General features: G+C 58.4%; 16 protein-coding genes and 2 tRNA genes. 14 read left to right on the forward strand and 4 right to left on the reverse strand.

What is annotated here, in order from left to right; all coding sequences use genetic code 11:
- Positions 1 to 219: 219 nt before the first annotated feature.
- Positions 220 to 290: transfer RNA gene (locus tag O3649_RS02625), tRNA-Gly, on the reverse strand.
- A gap of 268 nt (positions 291 to 558) precedes the next feature.
- Here O3649_RS02625 and O3649_RS02630 point away from each other — a divergent pair.
- The 6 genes from O3649_RS02630 to O3649_RS02655 all read left to right on the forward strand — a co-directional run bounded on the left by O3649_RS02630 (position 559) and on the right by O3649_RS02655 (position 6,390).
- Positions 559 to 633: transfer RNA gene (locus tag O3649_RS02630), tRNA-Pro, on the forward strand.
- Between the two features lie 107 nt (positions 634 to 740).
- A complete protein-coding gene (gene tig / locus O3649_RS02635; RefSeq protein WP_070688434.1) occupies positions 741 to 2,042 on the forward strand; it encodes a trigger factor in 1,302 nt (433 codons plus the stop codon).
- Between the two features lie 354 nt (positions 2,043 to 2,396).
- Positions 2,397 to 3,050, forward strand: coding sequence for an ATP-dependent Clp protease proteolytic subunit (locus tag O3649_RS02640; RefSeq protein WP_005505718.1), 654 nt, complete (start codon positions 2,397 to 2,399; stop codon positions 3,048 to 3,050).
- Between the two features lie 5 nt (positions 3,051 to 3,055).
- Positions 3,056 to 3,745 carry an ATP-dependent Clp protease proteolytic subunit gene (locus O3649_RS02645; protein ID WP_012903382.1) on the forward strand — a complete coding sequence of 230 codons (690 nt, stop codon included), beginning with the start codon at positions 3,056 to 3,058 and terminating at the stop codon, positions 3,743 to 3,745.
- Between the two features lie 506 nt (positions 3,746 to 4,251).
- A complete protein-coding gene (gene clpX, locus O3649_RS02650) occupies positions 4,252 to 5,574 on the forward strand; it encodes an ATP-dependent Clp protease ATP-binding subunit ClpX (protein WP_210401019.1) in 1,323 nt (440 codons plus the stop codon).
- A 174-nt stretch (positions 5,575 to 5,748) separates the two neighbouring features.
- Positions 5,749 to 6,390 (forward strand): DsbA family protein, encoded by a 642-nt coding sequence (locus tag O3649_RS02655; protein ID WP_371572625.1) that lies wholly within the window; start codon positions 5,749 to 5,751, stop codon positions 6,388 to 6,390.
- A 139-nt stretch (positions 6,391 to 6,529) separates the two neighbouring features.
- On the opposite strand, the gene O3649_RS02660 is transcribed toward O3649_RS02655, so the two are convergent.
- From O3649_RS02660 to valS, 3 genes are all read right to left on the reverse strand, one after another.
- Positions 6,530 to 8,095, reverse strand: coding sequence for an LssY C-terminal domain-containing protein (locus tag O3649_RS02660; protein ID WP_371572627.1), 1,566 nt, complete (start codon positions 8,093 to 8,095; stop codon positions 6,530 to 6,532).
- Between the two features lie 287 nt (positions 8,096 to 8,382).
- Positions 8,383 to 8,784 carry a hypothetical protein gene (locus tag O3649_RS02665; RefSeq protein WP_141754952.1) on the reverse strand — a complete coding sequence of 134 codons (402 nt, stop codon included), beginning with the start codon at positions 8,782 to 8,784 and terminating at the stop codon, positions 8,383 to 8,385.
- A gap of 529 nt (positions 8,785 to 9,313) precedes the next feature.
- The gene (gene valS, locus O3649_RS02670; RefSeq protein ID WP_102033710.1) at positions 9,314 to 12,046 is read right to left on the reverse strand and encodes a valine--tRNA ligase; all 2,733 of its coding nucleotides are present in this window, start codon (positions 12,044 to 12,046) and stop codon (positions 9,314 to 9,316) included.
- A 539-nt stretch (positions 12,047 to 12,585) separates the two neighbouring features.
- On the opposite strand from valS, the gene O3649_RS02675 reads away from it, so the two are divergent.
- The 8 genes from O3649_RS02675 (at position 12,586) to O3649_RS02710 (ending at position 26,318) form a co-directional block, all read left to right on the forward strand.
- Positions 12,586 to 12,900, forward strand: a complete 315-nt coding sequence (locus O3649_RS02675) for a hypothetical protein (protein ID WP_005508144.1) — start codon at positions 12,586 to 12,588, stop codon at positions 12,898 to 12,900.
- Positions 12,901 to 13,035: 135 nt separating this feature from the next.
- Positions 13,036 to 13,836: an SDR family oxidoreductase gene (locus tag O3649_RS02680; protein ID WP_102033712.1), complete on the forward strand. Its 801-nt coding sequence runs from the start codon at positions 13,036 to 13,038 to the stop codon at positions 13,834 to 13,836.
- Between the two features lie 536 nt (positions 13,837 to 14,372).
- Positions 14,373 to 16,187, forward strand: a complete 1,815-nt coding sequence (locus O3649_RS02685) for an LPXTG cell wall anchor domain-containing protein (RefSeq protein WP_070687648.1) — start codon at positions 14,373 to 14,375, stop codon at positions 16,185 to 16,187.
- Between the two features lie 242 nt (positions 16,188 to 16,429).
- Positions 16,430 to 17,437, forward strand: a complete 1,008-nt coding sequence (locus O3649_RS02690) for an NADP-dependent oxidoreductase (RefSeq protein WP_371572630.1) — start codon at positions 16,430 to 16,432, stop codon at positions 17,435 to 17,437.
- 555 nt (positions 17,438 to 17,992) lie between these two features.
- A complete protein-coding gene (locus tag O3649_RS02695) occupies positions 17,993 to 19,978 on the forward strand; it encodes an adhesin (protein WP_070687651.1) in 1,986 nt (661 codons plus the stop codon).
- A 297-nt stretch (positions 19,979 to 20,275) separates the two neighbouring features.
- On the forward strand, positions 20,276 to 22,090 hold the full coding sequence (locus tag O3649_RS02700) for a propanediol dehydratase (RefSeq protein WP_371572632.1): 1,815 nt from the start codon (positions 20,276 to 20,278) through the stop codon (positions 22,088 to 22,090).
- Positions 22,091 to 22,665: 575 nt separating this feature from the next.
- Positions 22,666 to 24,369, forward strand: a complete 1,704-nt coding sequence (locus O3649_RS02705) for a hypothetical protein (protein WP_246828192.1) — start codon at positions 22,666 to 22,668, stop codon at positions 24,367 to 24,369.
- A 458-nt stretch (positions 24,370 to 24,827) separates the two neighbouring features.
- Entirely contained in the window at positions 24,828 to 26,318 is a 1,491-nt protein-coding gene (locus tag O3649_RS02710) for an enoyl-CoA hydratase (RefSeq protein WP_246828191.1), read from the forward strand.
- The last annotated feature ends 173 nt before the right edge of the window (positions 26,319 to 26,491 follow it).

A 26,491-nucleotide genomic window follows, 5' to 3' on the forward strand; every position in this document is an offset into this window, starting at 1 on the left:
AGGGGATGACGAGCTGGAGCGTGCGGATTCCGAGCGCGCGAGGAAACAAATCCGCATGTGGAAGCGGTTCCCACGATTCGTTCAGGATAGTTCTCGAGGGGATGACGGGCTGGAGGGCGAAAATCCCGAGCGCGCGAGGGAATACATTTTCGCCCGGAAGCGATTCCCGGCATCCCCGAGCACAAAAAATCCCCCCGACAACGTCGAGGGGATTGTGCGAGGGGATGACGGGAATCGAACCCGCGTAATCAGTTTGGAAGACTGAGGCTTTACCATTAAGCTACATCCCCGGAATGGAACTTGACCATAGTAGCGAGGTTCCGTCTGTGCTGTCAAACTCTTTGGCGTTTTGGTGTGGTTTTGCGTGGTGGCCGTTGCCTGTTCTTGCGGGCGCTCGCCTCCTCTTTTTGTGCCGGTCTGTGCATCCTTATTAGGGGAGTACGCGCACAGTGGAAATAAACCGCGCACGAGCCGCTGTGTTGGGCATTTAGAGGGAAAACAGGTAAACTAGGGCACTGACTGTGTTAAACACGCAAGTGCGCAACACGGTCGGTTTCACGGGGCGTGGCGTAGCTTGGCTAACGCGCCTGCTTTGGGAGCAGGAGATCGCAGGTTCGAATCCTGTCGCCCCGACGTGAAACGGTTGCCACGACGCTACAAGGTCGTGGCGCTCTTTCCACTAAGCAACCGCGGCACACACGATTCGTGCCGCACCGAAACTATATGAGGAGATCACGGACGTGAAGACCGCCGTCGAGAAGCTCAACCCGACCCTCGCAAAGATTGAGGTCGAGGTTCCCTTCGCAGAATTCAAGCCCTACCTGGACCGCACCTACAAGAACCTCTCGGGTCAGATCAGCGTTCCCGGCTTCCGCAAGGGTAAGCTGCCCAAGCAGCTCATCGAGCAGCGTGCGGGCTTCGACTACATCGTCGAGGCATCCCTGAACGACGCTCTGAACGACTACTACGCACAGGCACTGGGCGAGAACGAACTCTCCCCCCTGGCACAGCCCGAGCTGGACGTTCAGTCCCAGCCCTCCACCGAGAACCGTGAGGCAGACGTCAAGCTGACCATCACCGTCACCGTCCGCCCCGAAATCGAGCTGCCCAACTACGAGGGCCTCGAGGTTGAGGTTGACGAGGTAGAGGTCACCGCTGAGGACGAGGTTCAGGCACTGGACGCTCTGCGTGAGCGCTTCGGCACCCTGAAGACCGTTGAGCGCCCCGCAGCTGACAAGGACTTCGTGACCATCGACATCGCAGCTGAGATCGACGGCGAGCAGGTTGACGCAGCAAACGACCTGTCCTACCAGATTGGTTCCGGCACCATGCTCGACGGCATCGACGAGGCTCTGACCGGCCTGTCCGCTGGCGAGGACGCGACCTTCGAGACCAAGCTCTCCGGCGGCGAGCACGCAGGCGAGCAGGCAACCATCAAGGTCAAGCTCTCCGCAGTCAAGGAGCGCGAGCTGCCCGAAGCTGACGACGAGTTCGCACAGCTGGCTTCCGAGTTCGACACCATCGACGAGCTGAAGGAAGACATCAAGAAGCAGGTTGCAGAAGCTAAGGTTGCCGAGCAGGGCACCCAGGCACGCGACAAGGTCCTCGCAAAGCTCGTTGAGCTCGTTGAGATCCCCGTCCCCGAGAAGGTTATCGAGGATCAGCTCGAGCAGCACTTCAACAACCCCAACGCTGAAGCAGGCCACGACACCGAGGAGCACCGCGCCGAGGTTCGCGAGAACACCGAGACCGCATTCAAGAACGAGATGGTTCTCGACGCTGTTGCGGACAAGGAAGAAGTGACCGTTGACCAGGCTGAGATGATTAACTACATCATCACCATGAGCTCCCAGTACGGCATGGACCCCAACCAGTTCGCACAGATGCTGGACGGCTCCGGCCAGGCTGGCGCACTGGTCGGCGAGGTTCGCCGCTCCAAGGCTCTGGCAGCAGTGCTGAAGACCGCAGTGGTCAAGGACACCAAGGGCAACGTTGTTGACCTGTCCAAGTACCTGGGCGAGGGCGAAGAGGCAGCTGCCTAAATCCCTGCCACGGTCTGCAAGAAGCCACCCCGCTAGAGGGCGTGCGCTGATTGCTTGAAACGTGTAGCCTCAGCGGGCATCCACCGAATTACCGGTTGGGTGCCCGCTGAGGCTCTTTTCACCCCCAGAATCACCCCCGATTTGCTCCCGAACGCGTATGCAGGCTCGTCAGTACCGCATATGCTGAGCGCTGTGCTTCACGCTGTGCTTCACCCCCTGGCGAACGAACAACCCGAAGGGAAGCGGGGGAGGGCAACTATCGGTAAGGTAGTAGCAACGAAACTTTTCGCGTGCGCTCCGGCGCGTAAATCGCGCAAAGATGCAGCGAAGACCCATTAGAGAAGAAGAGGAAGAATGTCCAGCTACATGCCTCTGCCCATCGGCGCCTCCCAGGCAGCCGGCGTGGCGCCCGCGCCGTCTATGGCAACCCCCATCGTTGGTGCCCAGGAAGATTACGTCTACAACAGCCTCCTGAAGGAGCGCATTATCTGGCTCGGCTCCGAGGTGCGCGACTCCAACGCCAACCTCATCTGCTCCCAGATGCTGTTGCTCTCGGCTGAAGACCCCGAGGCAGACATCTACCTGTACATCAACTCGCCCGGCGGCTCCGTGACCGCTGGTATGGCAATCTACGACACCATGCAGCTCATCCCGAACGACGTGGTGACCGTGGTGACCGGTATGGCAGCATCCATGGGTCAGTTCCTGCTCACCGCAGGCACCATCGGCAAGCGCTACGCAACCCCGAACGCCCGCATCCTCATGCACCAGCCCCTCGGTGGTATTGGCGGTACCGCATCTGATATCCGCACCCAGGCTGAGCTGATTCTGGACATGAAGAAGCGCCTGGCAGAGATTACCGCTGAGCGCACCGGCAAGAGCCTGGAAACCATCCTGAAGGATAACGACCGCGACAACTGGTTCAACGCGGAAGAGGGCCTGGAGTACGGCTTCTTCGACCACATTGCGACCACCGCCGGTAAGCTGCCCGAATCGAAGAACGCATAAGGGAGATGCACATGAACTACCTGCCGAACGATATCACCACCTCGGCGCCGGCTATGCCGAGCAACCGCTACGTGCTCCCCAGCTTCGAGGAGCGCACCCCCTACGGTTACAAGCGTCAGGACCCGTACGCAAAGCTGTTCGAGGACCGCATCATCTTCCTGGGCACCCAGGTGGACGATGCATCCGCTGACGACATCATGGCTCAGCTGCTGGTGCTGGAGGCACAGGACCCCGAGCGTGACATTACCCTGTACATTAACTCGCCCGGCGGCTCCTTCACCGCAATGACCGCCATCTACGACACCATGCAGTTCATCCGCCCCGAGATTCAGACCGTGTGCCTGGGTCAGGCGGCATCCGCTGCGGCGGTTCTTCTGGCTGCCGGTACCCCCGGCAAGCGTCTGGCACTGCCGAACGCTCGCGTGCTGATTCACCAGCCCGCTCTGAGCGGCCAGCAGGGCGGTCAGGCATCTGACATTGAGATTCACGCGAACGAGGTTATGCGTATGCGTGAGTGGACTGCACAGACCCTGGCGCTGCACTCGGGCAAGACCTACGAGGAAGTTGACCGCTCCATTGAGCGTGACAACATTCTGACTGCGGCTGCTGCTCTGGAGTACGGCCTGGTCGATAAGGTGCTGGAGTCTCGTAAGTTGCGTAAGCCTGCGACCAACACCGCTATTTCCCACACCTAAACTTTAGTTTTGAGGAATATCCCCGAGTATTTTTCGGGGGAGGGGCGGCATTGCCCCGTGTGCGAGCCTTCGGGCTGGTGCGCGGTGCGGTGCCGCTTCTTTTTGTGCACCGTGGGTGTATTTGGTGGGTCTCCGTGTGGTGCTTCAGTAGGTGACTCTGACCTGCACTTTACCCTTGTGAATCACCGTCATATCGGGGTGTGGAAGTTCCCGCCGCCGTCATAAAAGACGCGCTTTGTCATATGCCCGGTAAGTCCGTTCATTTGCGGTGCGTAATTCTTGGTTCCGGGGTGAACTCCGGTAGCCTTAGAGAGGGAGAAAATTCGAGTATTTCATACCGGTTTCTCACTCAAACCACGGCACCCACCACCCACCGGTGCCCCTCCTGAGAAATCACCGCAGACATCAGGTCACTGACTCTTCTGCACCGATTTCACCACGCCGATCGAAAGGGAATCTTCGTGGCCACAGACATCATTGTGCCTCCCGAACAGCCCAACGCCAGCATGCGATGCTCCTTCTGCAAGAAGACTCGTGCGCAGGTTTTCAAGATTGTGCTCGGCCCGAATGTTTCCATCTGCGACGAATGCGTGGAGCTGTGCGAGGAGATCCTCGCTGAAGAGCGTCTGAAGGTGAAATCCTCCGCGGCGGCGCCTGCATCTCAGCTGGCTACTCCGCGCGAAATTTACAGCTACCTCAACGACTACGTCATCGGTCAGGACGCGGCGAAGCGCACCCTGGCGGTGGCGGTGTACAACCACTACAAGCGCATCCACGATATTGATAACCCGGTGCTGACCTCCCGCATTCTTTCGGCGACCGCGGGGGAGCAGGTGGAGCTGGGCAAGTCGAATATTCTGATGCTCGGACCGACCGGCTGCGGTAAAACCTACCTGGCGGCAACCCTGGCGAAGAAGCTGGATGTGCCCTTCGCCCTGGTCGACGCAACCACCCTCACCGAGGCGGGCTACGTGGGTGATGACGTGGAGAACATTCTGCTGCGCCTCATCAACGCCGCTGACGGTGATATTGCTAAGGCTCAGCGCGGCATCATCTACATTGACGAGATCGACAAGATTGCCCGCAAGGGCGGCGAGAACCTCTCCATCACCCGTGATGTGTCCGGTGAGGGCGTGCAGCAGGCGCTGCTGAAGATTATTGAGGGCACCGTGGCGACCGTACCGCCGGAGGGCGGACGCAAGCACCCGGCACACGCGAATATTGAGATTGATACCTCGAACATTCTCTTCATCGTGGCTGGCGCCTTCGACAATATTGACGACCGCATCGCAGCCCGCGTGGGTGCCGGCGGCATCGGTTTCGGCGCTGAACTGGGTGGTTCCGTGAAGAACCCGCTGGACCAAATCATGCCCGAGGACCTGGCGCACTACGGCATTATCCCCGAGCTGATTGGCCGCCTGCCGGTCATCTCGACCCTGAGTGAGCTCAACGAAGAAGAGCTGGCTCGCGTGCTGACCGAACCGAAGAACGCACTGCTCAAGCAGTACCGCCACCTCTTCGCCCTGGACGGCGTGGACCTGGTCCTCGACGACGCAGCGATCGCGGCTATTGCCCGCCTCGCCGCCGAACGCGGCACCGGCGCCCGCGGCCTGCGCTCCATGATGGAGCAGATTCTGCAGCCGATTATGTTCGACATCCCGGACCGCACCGATGTGGTGTCCATCGTCATCGGTGAGGACACCGTGCTCAACGGCACGGAACCCCGCTACGTGCTGCAGGCGCCCGACCCCGAAACCGAGACCACCCGCACCGTGAAGGGGGAGGCGAAGGCTGCCTCCCTGAAGGAAGCGGACCGTCAGGCGGCATAACCGAATACTTCCAGCCGACAGGCTAGGGAATAAAGAAGCCGTCGCCCCGGTTATACGGGGTGACGGCTCACTAGCAGGTAATGCTCTCGCTGGCATGTCCTGAAGAGCGTGTACCGAAGAATAAGCGCCGGCTCATAGAAGCGGCTGGCGCAACCGTATGAGAGAGGAACACTCATGACTGAGAACGCACCCGCGCAGATTGATTTCTGGTTCGACCCGATCTGCCCCTGGTGCTGGATTACCTCCCGCTGGATTGGCGAGGTACAGAAGGTCCGTAATGTTGAGGTGACCTGGCGTCCCTTCTCCCTGTCCATGCACAACCAGGGCCGCGACCTGCCCACCGACTACCAGGCAATGATGGACCGGTCCTGGGCGCCGACCCGCCTCATTACCGCTGTGCGTGAGCTGCACGGCAATGAGGTCATCAAGCCCCTCTATGACGCTCTGGGCGAGCAGATTCACCACAACAAGAACAAGGCTGATTCCTACCGCGACGCAATCGTCAAGGCGCTGGAGGAGGTCAACCTGCCCGCAGAGCTGGTGGACGTCGCCTTCACCGACCAGTACGATGAGCAGATGCGCGCCTCCCTGGACCTGGCACTGGAGACCGTGGGTGGCACCGATGTGGGTGTTCCGCTGATTTCCATTAACGGCACCGCTTTCTTCGGCCCTGTCATCTCCCCGAGCCCCGCCGGTGAAGAGGCTGGTAAGCTCTTCGACGGCGCCCTGGCGCTGGCTTCCTACCCCGGCTTCTTTGAGCTCAAGCGCCCCCGTAACGTGGGCCCGATTTTCCACGGCGAAAACGGCGAAGCCTAAGAACCCTGCAATGTGCTGAGAATCCTGCAATGCACGCAGGCTCGGTAGAGTCTGCGGTCGTAGAGCAGAAAAGTACCGCCCGGTCAGTACTGACCGGGCGGTACTTTTCTATTCACTATGTTGCGCTGAAACGTACGATCTACGCGCGGTGAGCGCTACTTGCAGAGGTAGCCTTGTGCGCCTTCTGTGCTTTCAGCGCTTTCTGAGCCTTGCGCTGAGCCCTGTGCTCCAGAACCTTCGGGTGCGTTGCCCGCTGCACAATCTTCGTATCGCGCATATGGAAGGTGCGGGTTGCCGTGTACTGGACCGCCGCGTCCGAGGTGAACGCCAACATCGCAAACACCGCAACGCCCAGCTGGAAGAAAATCGTGGACAGCGGCAGGGACTGATGGCCCCACAGCACACCACCGGTAATCGCTACGAAGTTCAACGCTGTCAACAGCAGAGCCAGGCGACGAGCCTTCGACGAGCCGCGCAACGTACTCCACAGCAGGAACAGGTGCACCGCCGAATAAATTGCTACAAAACCCACCAGCACGGTGCCGGTAATGGTGAGTAGCACATTGCTATCCACCTGATCGAAGAGGTCCAGCAGCTCAATGTCGTTGCCGGAACCTTCCTCCAACAGCTTGGCGCGAAGTGCCGGGCGGCTGAGCGCCAAAATGACGCTGTTGACAATGTCGGCGAGGGTCACGGCGATGAGCATACCCGAACCAACCAGCAGGCTCAGCGGCATGCGGTACGCCAGGTCGTGCGCGCTGGAGAGGTGAATTTCTTCCTGTTCCTGCGGCTCCAGTCCCTCATTGTTTAGCACGATGACCGGGAGCGCGCCGTCCGTGCGGATCGCGTCACCGCCGCCGTTACGGGCGTGGTAGCCGGAGGAAAAATCGTGCAGAATCTCAACGTGAGTTTCCGGGTGAGCGTACTGAATGGACTCCACAATGTAGTCGCGTTCAAAGTCGGTTTCAGCGTCAATGCGGTGCGTGACCTGCAGAGTGAAGAAACTGAAACCCACACCAGAGTCGTACGTACCCGCCGCCAACCAATCCACCTGGTGACCGCCCGGCAGAAGCCAGCCGTCCGGGGTTTTCCAGAAGCGCACGTGGTGGCGTTTCTCGGGGTTGCCGTCCACTTCCTTCTGGTAGGCGAAAGCCTGCGTCTTACCAAAAATTTTCAGCGGGGAGACGGGCGCCTCCGCGTAGGAGCGGCGGGTGATGGTGGAGAGAATAATCTTCCAGGAAGAGACGAGGGTGACGTTGTCAGCGCGGGTCCAGCCTGCGTCCTGCATGACCTGGTGAATCTGCTCCTCGGTACCAATCAGACCGATATTGACCGGGTCGCCGAGCAGGCCGTCCGGGGTGCGGGTGCGCCCAATAAAGTAGTCGGGCACGTAGATGCGGGTCATGATGGCGTGAAAACGCGGTAGCGTCAGGTACGCGGTGACCGCCCAGAAAATGAAGGCAATGGGGAAACCCCAGAAAGAATGGCCGACCGTATTCGCCAGAATCATGAAGGTCAGCACGAGGGCCGCGATGCCGGCGAAGATGAAGAAGAGAGTGTCCCAGAAATCGACCCACAAGCTACGCGGGACGAGGTTTTGCGCCGTGCCGCGCGCGTCAATATCACCACGGTAAACCGGTGGGGAGGTAACTGGGGGAGCAACATCGCTACGTATAGGCCGCAGGACGCGTTTTTGGTGGGACATTCCCGCCCTTTCTGCAACATATTAGGGTCTTTGAATATCCATAACTATAGCAAGGGGGCAGGTTGTGTGAAGTACGCATTCCGGGCAGGGCTTAATCGCTTGGTTCGATCGCCCCGCCACGGAAATGCGACGGAATCGCGGGGTGCTTCAACGTACAGAGCGTGCGCTGAAAGTGCGTTGAATAAAGGGAGAAATGAACAATAGAAGAAACAGGGGGAGTGCTAGCCCTATTTGTACCTTCCCAAAGCAGGCATGTGCTGCGTGGGGAATTCCCGCAGTGAGAATTCCTACTCGGGGAGGGGCTTAGTCTCAACCGCGGCGCGTGCCGCAGCAATAGTGCTTTCGTGATGCAGCATGTCGCGGCTTTCACGCATGAGGCGCACCCACTTGCGGGTCAGCTCCTCAAGCTGCTGAGCGGTCAACGAGCCGGAGGCGATGCTCGCTTCATCGGTGGCGGCGCTGGTGGAAATATGCTGATGCCAGAGCTCGTACACCTCGTTGGTGTAGCTGGCACGCAACGCCTGGGCGTGCTCACGTGCCTGGCTGATGTATTCGTTCAGGCTCGTGTGATAGTGCTGAAGCTGGTCGGGGGAAATGTTTGCTTGCGCTCCTGGCGGTGAGCTCGGGGTTGAGCTCTGCCTCGCCTGAGGCTCTTGCGGTAATCCGGAAGATGAAGAACGTGAATTCATAGTAATTATGGGTGCGCCTACTTTGGCGCGGGTCAGAGTCAGGACGCATCGCTGCGCCTGACGGGTGGTTTACTGTCGTGCGGTTGGTCGGGGTATGTCGTTACTCGTACCGGTAATTTGTCTGTTGCTGAAGTTGAATAGAGGGTTGTTCCTGATGGTAAAACCCTCGCATCAACAATCATACATAAAGTGACAGTCAATCTCATAAGGTTGATTATGCTCTTTGCACATTGATGAATATAAAAAGGGGTTGGAAATCCCACAGAATCCCCACAGATTAGCAGGCTAAACCCACATCGTTGGGGAAGGAAGCTAAGGAAAGCTCTTCGAATCAGACGCAGGTACTTGCGGGCCCCACAGAAATAAAACCCAAAGTCAGCACCGTATAGGTCCGCAGTCGGAATCTCACACCCGGCGAGCTGCAACAAACAGCAGGCACAGAAAACGGGGCGGTACTGAAAACCAGTACCGCCCCGTTACCAACACCAAAGCGGCGTCATAAAATCAAGCGATAAACGCTAAGACGTGATTACTCAGCTGCTTCTTCAACAACGAGCACAACGTCGCGAACCTCCAGCTCGCCCTCAGCCGCCACCAGGGACAGCTCACGAGCGTTACCGGCAGCCTTCAAATCAGCCATGCCAGCAGCAATGCGATCCAGCTGAGCCTGGGGAGCCGCAATAGTTGCGGACTCAACCTCGGTGCGCTGCTTAACCTTCGCGTCGCTCTTAGCCTTACGCAGACCACCCAGAGCCTCAGCAACATCCGGCAGAATCTGCTTCAGCGACTCAATCTGAGCCGGGTCAGCGTCCGCCAGGACCCACTGAGCAGAAATGCCAGCAGTCGGGTTCTGTGCAGAGTACTCAGCCAGCAGGGTACCCTCCAGAATGGGCAGTGCCTGCGGCCACTCGGCGCGGTGCACGCTACCTGCACGCCACCAGGACCAAATCTCTTCGGTCACGAACGGCAGGAAGGGTGCGAACAGGCGCAACAGAGCATCCAGGGTGGTTGCCAGCGCGGCCAGAACAGAAGCCTGCTCCTGCTCGCCGCGAGCACCGTACGCACGGTCCTTGATCAGCTCAACGAAGTCGTCGGTGAAGGACCAGAAGAAGCTCTCGCAAATCTGCAGGGCACGAGCGTACTCGTACTTCTCGAACGTTGCGGTTGCTTCCTCAATCAGGTACGCCAGGCGAGCCAGCAGGGAACGGTCCAGGGCGTTGATGAGCACGCGGCCCTGAGCCTGAGAAGTAATCACGGACTTCTCGGTAGCGCCCAGGTTCAGCACGAACTTGGACGCGTTCAGCAGCTTGATGGCAAGGCGGCGGCCAATCTTCATCTGGCCTTCGTCGTAGGCGGTGTCAGCACCCAGGCGAGCCGAAGCAGCCCAGTAGCGCACAGCGTCCGAACCGTACTTCTCCAGAACCTCGTTGGGGACCACAACGTTGCCCTTAGACTTGGACATCTTCTTGCGGTCCGGGTCGAGAATCCAGCCGGAGAGCGCGGTGTTGTACCACGGCACGGAGGAAGCCAGGGTCTCCGCGCGAACAGCGGTGGAGAACAGCCAGGTACGGATAATGTCGTGACCCTGCGGGCGCAGATCCATGGGGAAGGTCTTTGCGTGCAGGTCCGGGTCCACGCCCCAGCCGGTCGCAATCTGCGGGGTCAGGGAGGAGGTAGCCCAGGTGTCCAGAACGTCCGGGTCAGCGATGAAGCCGCCCGCTACGCCGCGCTGATCCTCGGTGTAACCGGGAGCAGCCTGAGAGGCGGGGTCAACCGGCAGCATGTCCTCAGAAGGCAGAATCGGGTTCTCGTAGTCCGGCTCGCCCTCAGCGTCCAGCGGGTACCAGACGGGGAAGGGAACACCGAAGAAACGCTGGCGAGAAATCAGCCAGTCGCCGTTCAGACCCTCAACCCAGTTCTCGTAGCGGCTACGCATGAAGGAGGGGTACCAGTTCATCTCACGGCCACGCTCGATGAGCTTCTCGCGGCGCGCAGCGTCACGGCCACCGTTGCGGATGTACCACTGGCGGGAAGCAACGATTTCGAGGGGCTTGTCGCCCTTCTCGTAGAACTTCACGGGGTGGGTAATCGGCTTGGGGTCGCCGTCCATTTCGCCAGCCTCAACCAGCATTTCCACGACGGTCTTCTGTGCGGTGAAGACGGTGGTGCCTGCCATACGCTCGTAGCGCTCGCGACCCTCGGCGGAAGTGATCCACTCGGGGGTTTCGCGGGAGAAGCGGCCGTCGCGGCCGATGAGGGCACGGGTGTCCAGCTGCAGTTCACGCCACCAGGTGACGTCGGTGGTGTCACCGAAGGTACAGATCATGGCGATACCGGCACCCTTGTCAGGCTGTGCCAGCGGGTGCGCCTTGATTTCGACCTCAACGCCGAACAGCGGGGAGGTGACGGTGGTGCCGAACAGCGGCTTGTAACGCTCGTCGTCCGGGTGCGCCACGAGAGCCACGCAGGAGGGCAGCAGCTCGGGGCGGGTGGTCTCAATCCAGACCTTCTCGCCGTTGGGGCGGTGGAAGCTGATGCGGTGGTACGCGCCGGGGCGTTCCTTGTCTTCCAGCTCAGCCTGTGCCACTGCGGTGCGGAAGGTGACGTCCCACATGGTCGGTGCTTCAGCCATGTAGGCGTTGCCTGCTTCCAGGTCCTTCAGGAAGGCGAGCTGGGAGACCTTGCGGGAGTGTGCATCGATGGTGCGGTAGGTGCGCGACCAGTCAACGGACAGACCCAGGGTGGTGAAGAGGTTTTCGAAGACCTTCTCGTCTTCAACCGCGAGCTCTTCACAGAGTTCGATGAAGTTGTTGCGGGAAATGCGCGGCCACTTTGCCTGGCTGCGGTCGGGCTTGGGGGTGCCGTCTGCCTTCCAAGTGATCAGGTCGCGGAAGGAGTCGTTGTCTGCCACGGAGGGGTCGCAGAGAACGCCGTAGTAGTTCTGAACGCGGCGTTCGGTGGGCAGGCCGTTGTCATCCCAGCCGAGGGGGTAGAACACGTTCTTGCCGGTCATGCGCTGGTAGCGTGCGATGACGTCGGTCTGGGTGTAGGAGAACATGTGACCCACGTGCAGGGAGCCGGATGCGGTCGGCGGCGGGGTGTCAATGGAGTAGACCTGTTCGCGAGTGGTGTTCTCGTCGAATGCGTAGGTCTTCTCGTCGGCCCAGCGCTGCGAGAGCTTCTCTTCGAGGCCTTCGAGGGCGGGGCGGTCGGGAACGTTAATCTGTACGGGCGAGTCTGAGCCCAAAATGTTTTCAGCCATAACGGCTATTTTCTCATATTCACGGCATTCTCTCAGCTCCAGGGGAATTCTGCGCTACGCTGTGCTGTTCGTACCGCTCGATGGCGGCTTCTATACGCGCCAGGAGGTGCCGGTACCGGCGCACAAATTGTGCCCTGCGTACTGCGGCGCGTACCCCTCTGGAGGCGGTGATTTCCTGCCAGCTGGCGGGGTCGAGGTAGCTCTGCCCGAGCAGCAGATGCACCTCAGAACTGTAGGGGGTTCCGGTGGCGGCACGGATAGTGCGCGCCCGCTGCTGGAGTGCTTGGCGCTGCTCTTTAAGAGAGGTGATGCGCTGGTGCGGTATTGCTGTCATGTGGAGGTTCCCAATATGAGGAGTAATCGGCGATTCAGTGGTGAGCTCAGTGAAAAACGGAAATGGGGAGAGAGCCCCCTAATATGCCGCTCTCGGTTACCTGCAGTGTAGGCGCGAAAATCCGCAGTATCAACAGTCGGCGAATCCTTCTCAGGGGCGCGGGCACGGCGTAGACTGAAAGTACACGACCTTTGAGGAGTTGCCAATGAGTTCTCTGAGTATTTTTGGTTTGGGCACGTCTGAAACTGTTCTGCTGATACTGCACCTGGTGCTGGTTGCGTTGTGCGTCTGGCATTTGACGGTGCGTAGCGGCTATGGTGAGGCGCGTATGCGTTTCGTGCTACCGCTGATTATGTTCATGCCCGGCGCTGCGGTTCTTTATCTGCTGTCTGCGCGTGAAGGTACGGTCCCTCCGGACACGATTAAGACCGGCAGTAGCTCGCCCGTGTACTTTGAGCATCGCCTCGGATTCCGTGACGGCGGCAGGAGCCGCTGGGGTCTGCCGCGCCGCCGCAAGTAGCACGCGTGATGGTGTCTGTATCGTTTGTTCTGAACGGCGGCGGGTACCTATCTCACTATCGAAAATTTCAAAATATATGCCCGCGAGTCTGCTCGAACTGAGCACCCGCGGGCATCACTCTACTAGGATTAAAGTATGACTGAGAACACCCACATTCCTGCATCTCCTTTCCTGCCCCATACCGGTGACGGCAAAGTGGCCGTGGTGACCGGCGCATCCAGCGGTATTGGCCGAGCCACCGTACAGCAGCTAGTAGCAAGTGGCTGGACCGTCTATGCTCTGGCTCGTCGTACCGACCGTCTTTACACCCTTTATGCGGAGACCGGCGCTCATCCGGTGACCTGCGATGTGACCGATGAGCAGTCCGTTCAGTTCGTAGCCGAGCAGATCCTGGAAGAGCAGGGCACCATTGATGCCCTGGTCAATATTGCTGGCGGTGCTATCGGTGTGGACAAGGTTGCAGAGGGTAAGCCTGATGACTATCTGAAGATGTATCAGATGAATGTTCTCGGTATTCTGCACATGGTGCGTGCCTTCGCGGAGGCGTTGCGCCAGAATGGTTACGGTACGATTCTGAACCTGACCTCCACCGCTGCCGAGCACGGCTATGAGGGAGGCGCCGGGTACAACGCGGCGAAGTTCGGCGCTCGCGGCCTGACCGAGGCGCTTCGCCTGGAGGAAGCGGAGAATAATATTCGCGTGATTGAGATTTGCCCGGGCATGGTGCACACCGAAGAGTTCTCTCTAAACCGCCTGGGGTCCAAGGAAGCAGCCGAGCGCGTCTACGCGGGCGTTGAGAAGCCGCTGACCGCAGAGGACGTGGCGCAGACCGTGACCTTTGCGTTGAACGTTCCGCACCATGTGAACCTTGACCGTATTACGATTCGCCCGGTGGCCCAGCCGAGTCAGTTCAAGGTGATTCGCAAGGAGGGCTAAGCTCGCGGCGTGCCGTGACGCTTGAGCCTCAGCGAGGCTTTGATAGCCCCGCCTGCATCCTCGTGTGTTGGATGTGGGCGGGGCTTTCTCTGTGTTCTCGGGGCCCTATATAGAAGGTATACAGGGGGTACCTAAGGGGTTCTGGAGGGCAGGGGCGAGGTATGAAGGAGAACTTGAGGGAACTATAAAGTGGTACGTGAGACTTTAAGGTTCACTTAGATGAAAATGGTGAGTCGAAATCACCTATGGAACACCCTATATTTTCTTCAAACGCAATCAAAAGATAGGGTTATATGCCCTCGTGTGTCACTAGATGGGCGCAAAATCCCTGAATTGGTCTGCATTAAACTTCAACTTAAGGGGTGGTTTTATAACGATTTCATTACAGTTGCGCAAAGGCGGTGGTAAGCGGGCTAAACCTCCAGGGGCAAATGCTAGCCTTTTAGCAGTCACACCCATGTATGGGCCTACTGCACCTTCAAAGACGGAGGCGTACTACGGTAGGCTCAACACCGATAATCAGAGATCGAGGAAAAATGTCGAAGACTACCCGTCGCGTTTACAAGATCGCAGCAGCGGCAGCCTTTACGGCTGGTTCCGTGGCAGCAATCCCGGCAACCTTCGCGGCAGAAGCACCCGCTGATCAGCAGCAGCAGGTTGTCGATCAGAAGGCAACTGCGCAGACTTCTTCCCTGCCTGGTGGCAATGTAGCCGAGGCCCCTAAGGCTGAGGCAACCCAGGCTCCTAAGGCTGAAGCTCCTAAGACCGAGGCCCCTAAGGCTGAGGCTACCGAGGCTCCTAAGGCTGAAACCCCCAAGGCTGAGGCTCCTAAGGCTGAAGCAACCGAGGCTCCCAAGGCAGAGACTCCTGCCCCCACTGCTCCGGCTACCGAGGCACCTAAGGCAGAGACCCCCAAGGCAGAGACTCCTAAGGCTGAAGCAACCGAAGCTCCCAAGGCTGAAACCCCCAAGGCAGAGACTCCTGCCCCCACTGCTCCGGCAACCGAGGCTCCCAAGGCTGAGACTCCTGCCCCCACTGCTCCGGCAGCCCCCGAGCCCACCACCCCTGCAACCCCGGCCCCCGAGGCAAAGCAGGCTGACCCCTCCGTCGTTATTGAGAACGCTCATTTCCCCGGTGACGCACAGTTCAACACCGTGAGCGTTGTTGCAACCGGCTTCTATGGCGAGAAGGTTGGCCCCGGCGTTCAGGTCAGCATCTACGCACTGGATGCAAACAACCAGGTCACCGGCGATGCTATCGCAACCGTTTCCGTGTCTGCAGACCAGATTCAGGACGGCTCCTTCAAGACCGCCTTCACTGTTGAGGCAAGCAAGCTGCCCGCCGGCGCATCCTACGCTCTGGTTGCTGTCAGCAACCCGCAGGGTCAGCCCGAGCAGAAGCTTGTGGCTCTCTCCTCCTTCAAGGTCACTGAGTCCACCTCTCCCAAGACTGAGACCCCCAAGGCTGACGAGACTCCCGCTCCCGTAACCCCGACGCCCGAGACCCCGAAGGCTGACGAGACCCCGGCACCCGAGGCTCCCAAGACCGAGGCCCCCAAGGAAGAAACTCCTGCTCCGGAGGCACCCAAGGCTGAGACCCCCAAGGCTGACGAGACCCCCGCTCCTGAGGCTCCCGCAGCACCCGAGAACGCAACCCTCACCACCGAGGATGCATCCCTGAATCCGAACGACCAGTACAACGTTCTGACTATCAATGGTTCCGGCTTCACCCACGAGTCTGTTGCTCAGGGCGTTCAGATTAACATCTACCGCCTGGATGCTGACGGCAACATCACCGGCGAGGCTCTGGCAACCTACGATGTGCCTGCTTCCGAAATCATGGAGGGTACCTTCCGTGCGAAGGTCAGCATCCTGTCCGAGCGCCTGCAGCCCGGTTACGCCTACGCAATGGTGGCAACCAGCGACCCCAACGGTCTGGTACACCAGGTAGCAGTAACCACTGCTGTTGTGAGCGATGCAGACCACCCGGCGCCCACCCTACCGGCAGCTACCGAGGGTGACAACACCACCGTTCGTGATAACGGCGACGGCACCACCAGCGTCTTCACCGCTGAGATGCGCGAAGATGGTTCGGTTGTCGTAACCGAGACCCGCATGCCTTCTTCTCAGGCACCCAAGGCTAAGGTTGGCAACGCATCTGCTGCTACCTCGTCGAAGGGTCACGGCCTGAGTACCTCCGGTTACCAGGGTTCGTCTTCGACCTCTTCTTCCTCTTCGAAGCAGCAGCTGGCTCACACTGGTGCTGAGGGTGTTGCAGGTATCGCTGGCGTTGGTGCCGCAGCTCTGATTGCTGGTGCCGCACTGATGCTCCTGCGCCGCCGCAGCCTCTAAGGTTTATCCTTTCACATAGAGTCTTATGAAACGCTCTCGTGGTTTCCTTGGGATTAAAATATTCCTGGAGACCGCGAGGGCGTTTCTGTGTGTTCAGAACAGTGGGAACAACGTGCAAAGCGGTATTTTGCGAAACATAACAATCGCGATAGTTGGACAAGCCGGTGCAGATTTGTTTGTTGCGGGTTTCCTGAGCCTGTGAGTTTTGGAGTCCCGAATCGGGAAGAAAGGAACGAGAAACGATGAGCGTGCAGGCGGTGCAGTATGACTGCTTTGGGCCCGTGGAGAATCTGAAGCTCGCGAACGTACCGGGGGAGAACCCCGAAGAGGGGCAGGTAAAGATTGCGGTGCGTGCGGTCGGCCTGAATCCTGTGGACTATAAGATCTTTGAGGGCTCTCCGCAGCTCAGGATGCTCTCGCGCGCCATGAAAATCAGGAACCCCCGCCGTTGGTTTGAATCAAAGAAATCGCAGTTCCCTCGTGGAGTAGGGCGTGATTTCTCCGGTACGGTGCTCGAAGTGGGGCCCGGCGTATCGGGTTACCATGTGGGTGACGAGGTCTTCGGAACCATTGTTAGCGCCCCCGGTCTGGGTACTAAGCGGGGATCTCTGGCTACGGAAATTTGCGTGAATACCGGTGATATTGCGCTTAAGCCCGCCTCCATTGATTTTGACCATGCCGCTGCAATGGGTGTCGCGGCCTTGACCGTGGGAGGAGCCTTCCGCCATATTGGCGTGGGTGCGGGCGATACTGTGGTCATTTCTGCAGCCTCGGGCGGAATTGGGTCCACCGCTGTGCAGTATGCGGTGGCTCGTGGCGCACGGGTCGTCGGAATCGCGGGGGCTGTGAATGCCGAATTTGTTAGGTCACTGGGTGCTGTTCCGGTTGCCTACGGTGAGGGCGTTAGGGAGCGTGTGCTCAAGGCTGCTGAGGGCCGCGTGACGAAGTTCCTGGACTGCTATGGTGGCGACTACGTCAGCTTGGCATTCTCGCTGGGTCTGAAGGGTAAAGACATTGGAACTCTCGTTCCCTCGCCCAAGGTCATGATCAGGGGAGCGCAGTTTACGGGCCCCCGCCACTCGGAACACGGGGATTTTGAAGCCCTAGCCGAGCTGGTTACCGAGGGAAAGGTGTCAATTCGGCTGGATCGCGTGTACGGGTTCACGATTGAGGGCGTCCGTGCAGCATACCGCGATTTGAAGGCTGGCCATACGCGCGGCAAGAGAGTCGTTCGTATTACCGATTCATAGGGAGTTTATTACTGAGGGTGCTGGGGTGGGGTGGTGTAGCGGAATGATTTTGTCAACTTATTTTGTGCGTGGTTATTGGTACGCACGCTTTTAATCAATGTGCGGGAAAAGGCGCTGTGACCTGCATTTTTTCACTTAAAAGAAATAAATTAAATGCATGAATGTGCAGAATTATTTTTATCTCAAATCCATTAAAACTGCATATGCATGCAATAAAACCTTGAACCTCAAGGGAGAGTTGAAAAATTTCGCCTAGTCCATGCAATTTGAATGCTCTTGATACTGTTCCGGAGAGTAAAAAATATTCCATGTGGGTTATTGCACAAGAAAATAGTCAGGACGTAAAGCGTATTTACAGCAATAACCTAAAAAGTATTGTTAGTGTGGAATTACCGATAAATAGAGCGATTCCCTTCGCGGCAACTTCCACCATTACATGAATGTTATGACTAGTCCGTGCGTTATAGCGTTCATTCCCGAAGAGGTACCCAACCATCTTCAATCCGTGGCACCCTCCGGAGGGTATCGTTCACACTCACAGAAAAGGTGTGTTCCATGCCCGAACCCGCTCACTCAAAAACCCGAGCAACAGCCGCTATTGCTGCATCCGTCCTGTCCGTTACCGGTGTTGGTACTGCGCACGCAGATGTGCAGGTGCAAAATACCGGCGGAATTGCTTCATCGACTGCGGTAGAACCCGACAATCCCCCCTCCGCAACAAACGCAACCCCCATCGAAAACGTTGCCACCCAAACCTCCCCGCAGGTGTACGTCGAGCAGGGCGTCGTCATTAACCCGGCACGTTCCCAGAGCATCACCGTCACCGGTGAAGGCTTTACCGGCGGTGCCGTTGAACGTTACGGTGTGGCAGTGTACGTGAGCGAATACCGCCAGTACCCCCTCTACGCACTGGGCCGCGGCTCTGCAGTGACGATGACCCTCGTGCCCGAACTCGATGTGGACGGTGGCCGTTTCAGCACCCAGTTGACCCTGCCTGCAGGTACCCTCGACCCCAACCAGCAGTACGTCGTCGCAACTGCCGTGGTTGACCCTGCCAAGGGCTACGCGACGGAGGATCCCTCCTACAACTCCTCTGCACCGCTGGAGCTGCTGCCCGCAAATACTCAGGATGAGCCGCTGAATGCTCAGATTCTCTCGGGCCAGATGGAAATTCCACAGGAGAAGAACCTGGTGGTTTACAAGGTCACCGGCCTGGGTGAAGCGCAGGCATTTGAAGTGATGACCTACGTCTACGCCTTGGATAGCCAGGGTAACCGCATGCTGCTGGCTGTTTCTCCCGCGCGCGCCGACGTTGTGAACGGTACCCTCCTGGATGGCATTGAGGTGCCCGGATCCATGCTGGAAGAAGTTCAGAACGTCCACGAGAATCTGCGTTACGTGCTGAGCGTTGAGGTGGCTCCCTCTGCAGCTAATGGTTACACCGCCCAGGAAGTTGAGGTTCCCTTCATGAATGGTTGGAATGTACAGAATGGCTCCGCTCCGGTTGCCACCGCTGAGCGTGCAATGGCGGAGCAGGCACAGTTCAAGAAGAAGCAGTCTGCAGAGGAAGCGCAGCCCGAGCAGGCTACCCAGCCGACTCAGGGTGTTCAGTCCGAGCAGGTGGCCTCCTCGAATACTGCCGAGCAGTTCGACCACGTGCTGCCCGAGGATGATCCGCGCCGCCACTACGACCTGCCGCGTAACACCCTCTTTGACCGCGTCCATGACACCACCAAAGAAGACACTACCGAAGAACAGACCAACGACACCGCTAGCCCCGTGATGACCGCCCGCCTGCACGTAGAAGAAACCGTAGTTCCCGAAAACGATTCCGCAAAGACCCTGACCCTGCGTGGAGAGGGCTTCACCGGCGTCAGCTCGGTGCACCTGATGGTTAGCGCTATCGATGAATACGGAGTGGCTACCGGCGGCGTGATTGCGTCGGCTGACGTCTCTGAGATTGACGACTCCGGTGCTTTCACCGCACAGGTGCAGATTCCCGGCTCGGAGCTCAAGTCCGGTGCCACCTATCGTGTGAGTGCTGTGGCGGAGGATGAGCAGGGTACTGTGCGCATGGTCAATGGCGGCTTTACCGTCGAGCGCGATAGCGTGGATAGCCTGCCCACTACCCCTGAGCAGGATGCGCCCGCTGTCGAGACTCCCGCGGTCGATGCTTCGGTGCCTACTGAGCCTGCGGCTGATCAGGCTTCTGTTACCGAGCAGAAGGCGGGGGAGAGCGGTGCTGAGCAGAAGAAGGACGCTCCGGCTGGTGTTCAGGGTGCTCCCGCGCAGAATGTTTCTGCACAGAATACCTCTGTGCAGAAGACTGAAGCGCAGAAGGGCAACGCGCAGAAGGTCGAAGCACAGGCATCTGGCTCCCAGAAGGTTGCCTCCGGTGCCCAGCAGAAGCGTGAGCAGTTGGCGGCTACTGGCGCCTCCAATATGTTGGTCATTAGTGCCGCTGGATCGCTGTCACTGCTTGCCGGTATGCGTTTGAGCCGCCGTCGCCGTAGTGAGATGCAGCTCAGTTCTCGCCGCTAAAACGGGTCAATTATTGCCCCACTAGGCAAAATACGCATATAGATGTAGGGACGTCCGAAATGCAAGATTCGGGCGTCCCTACATCTTTAACTTTTTCTAAGGTTATACCTATAATTTAGAGTGCTGTCATAGACGGTACTATCACTCTTTACCACCTCGTTCACCCGAGGTGAGGAGTCGCTGTGAAGCGCCTCCGGTCACCGATATCAGAGAACCGTTATTCTGTGCCTACTTCCGACCTTTGGGTACAGGTGTCACATGACGATTCATTACACTCACTCACGAAAATAGGTGACCATGTTTTCCACGCAGCGAACTGCTCGCGGCGCGGCGCTAGTAGCGTCTGCCGCCCTCGGTTTGGGTGGCTCCGTCGCGCCTGCAACTCTGGCCCCCGCCACCTTTGCCTCTGCCGCTCACGCGCAGACTCAGCAGACCCCGAAGCCTGAACTTCCCATCGCCGTTGCCGCCGATGTGGTTAGCCACGACATTACCTTGGACCTGGTTGCTCAGAGCAATGACTACACCCTGCTGTCGTTGACCGGTGTAACCTCTTTGGAGAATCTGAGGGTTCGCCTGTCCGCCATCTCCGTTGAAGATGGCGTTGTGGCGACCATGACCGTACCCGCAGCCCAGATGACTGCCTCAAAGAATGAAGAAGGCAATATTGAGCTGAGCATCCACCAGCGCCTCAACGTTGAGCAGCCGTACATGGTGGAAATTGAGAATCTGAGCAACGGCGAGACTGTCTCCGTTGAGTTTATGCCCGAGTACGGTGTAACAGTCGACGAGATTATGGCTAGCAGCCAGAACATTTTCTTCCCGGACACCCCCGGTGTTCCCCGTGCTAACCGCGTGGAGGCGAATCCTGCCCCCGAGGTGTCCCTGAGCCCCAGCGCATCCCCGAGCGGCGCGAAGGATAGCCCGCGCCCGACGGTCGCCCCGGCACCTTCTGAAGCGCCGTCTGCATCGCAGAAAGTTTCGGCTCGTCCTTCTGCGAGTGCATCTGCTAGCGCCTCGGCGAGCGCGTCCGCGAGTGCGTCCGCTTCGGCGAGTTCTTCTACCGATGATGCGGCACCCGCTGAGGTGACCGAGGATCGTCTGCTGGTGCACTCCCGCTCCGATCGGGCTCCCGCGGAGACCCGTGAGGCGACCCTGGAAATTTCTACCGCAGAGCTGCGCGGATCGGATGAGCTGCAACCGATTAGCGTGCGCGCTAGGAACGTGGCGGAGAGTGGCCTGGGCTATGACGTGATGGTCTTTGAAATGCCTGCTGACGGCGGTGCCGTGGGTTCGCCGCTGGCGACCACGCATGTGAGCCCTCAGCAGGTGACTGATGCTTCTTTCTCTGCTGATTTGAAGGTTCCCGGTACCTCTTTGAATGCGGGTAAGCGCTACCGTGTGGTTGTGGTGGGTGGTAACTCCACTGAGGAGCTGCGGCTCATGGCGACCAGTGCTTTTGGTGTGAGCGTGATTCAGCGTGCGGTTCCTGTTGATCCGGCTCCGAAGCCTACGAATACTGTTGTTCACCCGCAGATTCCGATGATTTCTGATGCGAATCAGCGTGTGAGCCCATCGGCCCCTTCGGGTCGCGTGAGCACTGTGGATTCTTCAGATGCCTCTGCGGATGCTCAAGATTTGGTGACTGATTCTGTTGCTAAGATCCCGTCGGTGGATAGCGCTCTGGGCTATATTGTGCAGACGCAGCAGTCGGCGCGTGCGATTACCGCGCAGGCTCGTAGTTCTGTGGCTGAGACTGCGGTGGTTCCTTCGACGATGGTGATGTCTGGTTATGCGGTGATGTTGCCGGGGCGTACCGTGGTGAACCTGTTGGGTTACCAGTCTGCTGAGGGGGAGACGGTGACTGTTGCTTCGCCTCAGGAGAATGTGGGTGCTGCAGGTTCGGGTAGTTTCTATACGCGTAGCTCGAAGTCGCGCGGTGATTCTGCCGGTTCGAAGCTGGAGGCGAGCGCTCAGGATAATGGCCCGCTGCCGGAGGGTACCTTGCCGCTGAGTATTGCTCTGCTGGGTTCGGTTGCCTTTGTGGGTACTGCTGTTGCGGTTAATGTGTATCGTCGCCGCCTTGAGGGTGCTGAGGAGCTGGGTGCTGAGTAGTTCAGCTATTTGTTGCCTAGCGCTGTGAGGCGTGGCTCTCTGTAGGGGAGCTGTTGAGTGGGAGGCGCTCTGTCGGGTGCGTGCCGTGTGGGTGCGTGTTCGGTGGGGCGCCTTCTGCGTGCCCGGATGTTTGACTCTATTGCGCGGTGGTCTGGTGCGCCTTGGGGCGGTGTAAAAATCTTTTTTTGGTGCACTTTAGAGAATATATTTTGACATTCGAATTTTGCGTTATTTATATCTCAGTAAAGTAATTAATTCCCTTTTATTTCGGTAATTATTGCGACATAAAGTTTTAGCACGTGAATGCAATGCAACATTAAGTGCAATATCCGTGTTAGGCTAGGGTGTAACCGACGTACTGGTGCGCAAATACTTGGATAGAAACACCGGGCTTGTGGTGAGCCTTCCCTAGTCCAGGCTTTGCGCCTACATCGATCGAAATGGCGCACATGACTATCACTCGACTTCCGAAACGCATTCATGCTCTTTCGCTTGCAGCCGCTTTAGGTGCAAGCGCTTTTGTACTTCCTGGCGCCTCTGCAACTGAGGCTGAAGCAATTAACGTAAATGACTGCTTGGCATCTTTGATTAGTAGCGAATTTGCCTCGAACTGCCCCTATGAAGACCTCGAAATTGAGGTCGACACTATTGAGATTCAGATTCAGTCCATCAAGGACGGTCAGGCAACCATTAAGCTCGCGCCCCTCTATGAGGGTGGCTACGTGGGCGATGCCTCTAGGGTGTACCTGGTAATGCAGTACTACGACGCCACTGGCACGTTGCTTGGGTCTGACACTTACGAGCCCTCCGCAATGCAGGTTGAGCGTGCGGACGACGGCTCGATGCTCGTCACCTTTGAGATGCCGCAGATGCCCCAGGAGGGCTACTACTCCATGAGCGTCATGGACCTGACGACCTCCGACGCGGGCTATGGCGAATTCATGATTTCTGAGGGTTCCCTCGTTACGCACGCTATCCCGATTGAGGATGACTCTGACGAGGTGATGGTGGACAAGAAGGAAAACGCCCACCAGGTGCCGACCATTGACGAGCTAAAGACGATGGAAAAGCTCCGTGAAGAGGAGCAGAAGAACCAGCAGGCTGCAGATCAGAAGGGTAGCAAGGATAAGGTTAAGACTGAGGTGCCTTCCGAGTCTGCTGAAAACCCGAACCTCGAAACCCACACGCAGAAGCTGGAGCAGGTCCCCGGCGGATCGACCTCTTCTCGCGATACTCAGACCCTGAGTGTTGCGGAACTGAAGGTCGCCTATGCTGAGGTTCGCTCTGATAAGGAAACCAAGCCGGTGACTATCAGTGCAGCGCGTCTGCCCGCGAATGCGGCTGGCTACGACCTAATCGTGGTTGAAACCGATATGAGTGGCAACCATAAGGGTGATGCGCTGTCCATTACACACATCAGCTCTGATCGCATTGTGAATGGCGCGTTCAAGGAAGAGGTCGGCATGCCCGGCTCTCTGCTGAAGACCGGCTCGGTGTACACCGCCTACCTGGTGCATGCGGACGATACTGAGTACGCGGAAGAAGTTGTCTCGGTGCGATTCAAGGTCAGTGGTGAGGCGACCGGCAACTCAACCTCCTTGACGAAGGATGAGCTGTCCCGCCAGGATGCAAGCGCATCGCTCGCGCCCAGCGCCAATGCGGCCGAGGCGACCGGTAGCACTCAGGGTAGCCCCTCGGCTGCTACTAGCGCCGTCTCGACTCGTTCTGATGACACCCAGTCGGGCTCGGGTCAGTCTGCCGCGAGCGCACCCCGCTCCACTCTGGATGCGGTGAGCGCCATGTCCAAGGCAAAGGAAGCGAAGGCTGAGCGTCAGCGTCAGGCTCTGCAGGCTTTGGCTCAGGCACGTACGATGGCTCCGCGTTCGGCTTTTGAGCCGACTCGCACCAATCAGATTTCGGCGTACAGTTCGGGTTCTGATCCGGCATCTATCGCTGCTACCGCGAAGCTGGATGCTTTGACGGATGAAGAAAAGGCAGCGTCGGCAGCTTCTGGTAATGGCAATAAGAGTTTCCCTTCCGTGGTTCATTCGGAGTCTAATAATCGTTCAGCTACGGTGAACTCGAATACCACTCAGGTGCACTCCACAGCGAATGCTGAGCGTCAGGATGGCGTGAAGGCTGCAGCTTCGGCGGAGTCTCCCGCTAGTGAAGAGGTCGCGCAGCACGGTGTAGCTTTCTGGGCTCTTGGAGGCACCGGTTTGGCGCTGGTGGTTGGTGCCGCGTGGCTGGCTCACCGCAGGGGAGTCCTCGGCGGCTAACGCCCCTAATCCGTGCTTTTTGACGGCATCGCATAGTATATTCGTTGTTTCATGAGGAACACTCACCCCCGCTATCTGTTGGTGCAGATTCCAGGGGGCGAGTCGTGCATTCAGGGTGTTCAAAAAAAACTCTACCCTCGCGTGAATGAACCTTAAGGTTCGTGATAGGGTTGAAATAACCGATAAATAAATGCGAGCTGTTGTCAGGTCTTCTTCACCTGAAATATGAAGCGGAGTGTGGTACGACGAATCCGGGTGCATGGCGCACTCGGGGGTCCGCGCGGCACATGAGGAACGGGCAGTAGCACGCACATTTCCACCATGAAAAGACGCATTGCATGAGTATTTATTCAGCGAAGCACCGTATTGTCACCGCAACTATTTTGGTTGCGGGGCTTCAGTGCGGGCTTGTTGTACCCTCTGTCGCAACGGAAGCGCCCGTCACGACGCACTCTGCCGTGCAAAAAACTACGGCCCTGGACGCGACCCCGCATCAAACTGAACAGAACCCGGAGGTTCAGGGTGCCGCCTCCACAATCACCATGAAGGCGCAGCTCAAGGATGATGGTTACCTGCTACGCTGGACAGGCTTCCCCGAAGATTTGGAGGCCTCCAGCGTTCTAGTTGACGTGAACTTCTACACCCCTTCCGGTGAGTACGGTGGCTCCATTCTGGAGAACCCGGCCCTCTCTGAAGGAACCAAGGAAGGGGAGCTGAACCTCCTGATGAGCCCGGCAACGGGCTCGAACGTCGTGTACGTGATCGTTCTGGCGGATACGGTCCACGGCGCCTCCTACGAATTTTTTGTGACCGAGCAGGGGAACCGCCTGGTCCAGGCTGCTGACCCGCGCAACGGTAAGGTAAAGCCCACCCAGCCGCCGGTCGACATTGAGCGTGAAGAGGGAGGAGCCCCCGAAGAGACTGCCACCCCCAGCCCCGGGGCAGTGAGCCTGCCTTCGCCTACCGCTACTGACACGGTCCGCCGTACCGTAGACAACCCGCAGAACAAGGATTCTGGCCAGTACGTTATCTCCGAAGACAATAGCGTGTATGACCCGATGAATCAGCGCAAGGGCAAGGCGTACCTGTCCATTCAGGACTCGCAGGGTGACTCTCGGGATGATACGAAGCCTGTTACGGTCCGTGCCACGAACTTCCCCCAGAATGACAAGGGTTACGACCTGATCGTCATGGAAATCGACTCCAACGGCAACACCGTGGGTGACGCGCTCGCCATTGTGCACGTTAGTCCGGAATCGATTTCTGCGGGCGCTTTCGAAGCGGTGATTGGTGTGCCCGGTGCGTCCTTACAGATTGGTAAGACGTACCTGGTGGCGGCTTTTGATGCTGCCGGTGACGGTAACCTTCAGCTCAATACGGTGCGTTTTACGGTGACTCAGGCATCCTCTGAGGGTGGCGGATCATCGTCCGGTCCTTCGTCTAAGAGTGAGGGGAAGCCGGTTGCGGCTTCTTCCGCCTCTCCTTCGACTGCCTCTGAGACTGCGAACGCATCCGGCGCGAAGGCACCCGCTGCGGGTTCTAAGTCTAAGACCCGCGGTATTCAGGCTGATACCGCCATGGCTCCGGGTACTAATGACGCCACGATTTCTATTCCGCGCCCCTCGGGTGGTTCCGCTACCGAGTCTTCCTCGGCTCTGGGGTACCGCACTGAGGAGGCGCAGCCTGTTCGGGTCGCGACCCCCGATTCTAACCTACCTTCGGGTACCGATTCGGCGGCTCAGTCTCGCCGTGCCGCGATTCTGAACGGTTCTTCCTCTCAGGTTCGTACTGATTCTGGATCGCCGAATGGTGTGAAGGCAACGGAGGCGCAGATTACCCGCACCATGGATAAGAGCTCGCCGCTTCTGCCGATTTTGGTGACCCTGGGTGGCGGTCTGATTCTGGGTGCTTTGGGTATGTCACGTATGCACGCTTCGAAGAAGGATTAGTCGCGTAGGGGTTGGGGTAGTGGCGGCCTCTGTTGACTGCTGAGGTGTGCTGGCGTGGGGTGGGTGTATTGCCCTGTCAGTGTGCTGTGAGGCGCTTTGTCATAAAACGGTTCACTTGGTATGTATCTTGAGAAATTCTCACACTATAGATATAGTAAGCCTGTCCTAACAGT

The organism is Rothia sp. 27098_8_29 (assembly GCF_041432785.1).
Classification (GTDB): domain Bacteria; phylum Actinomycetota; class Actinomycetes; order Actinomycetales; family Micrococcaceae; genus Rothia; species Rothia mucilaginosa.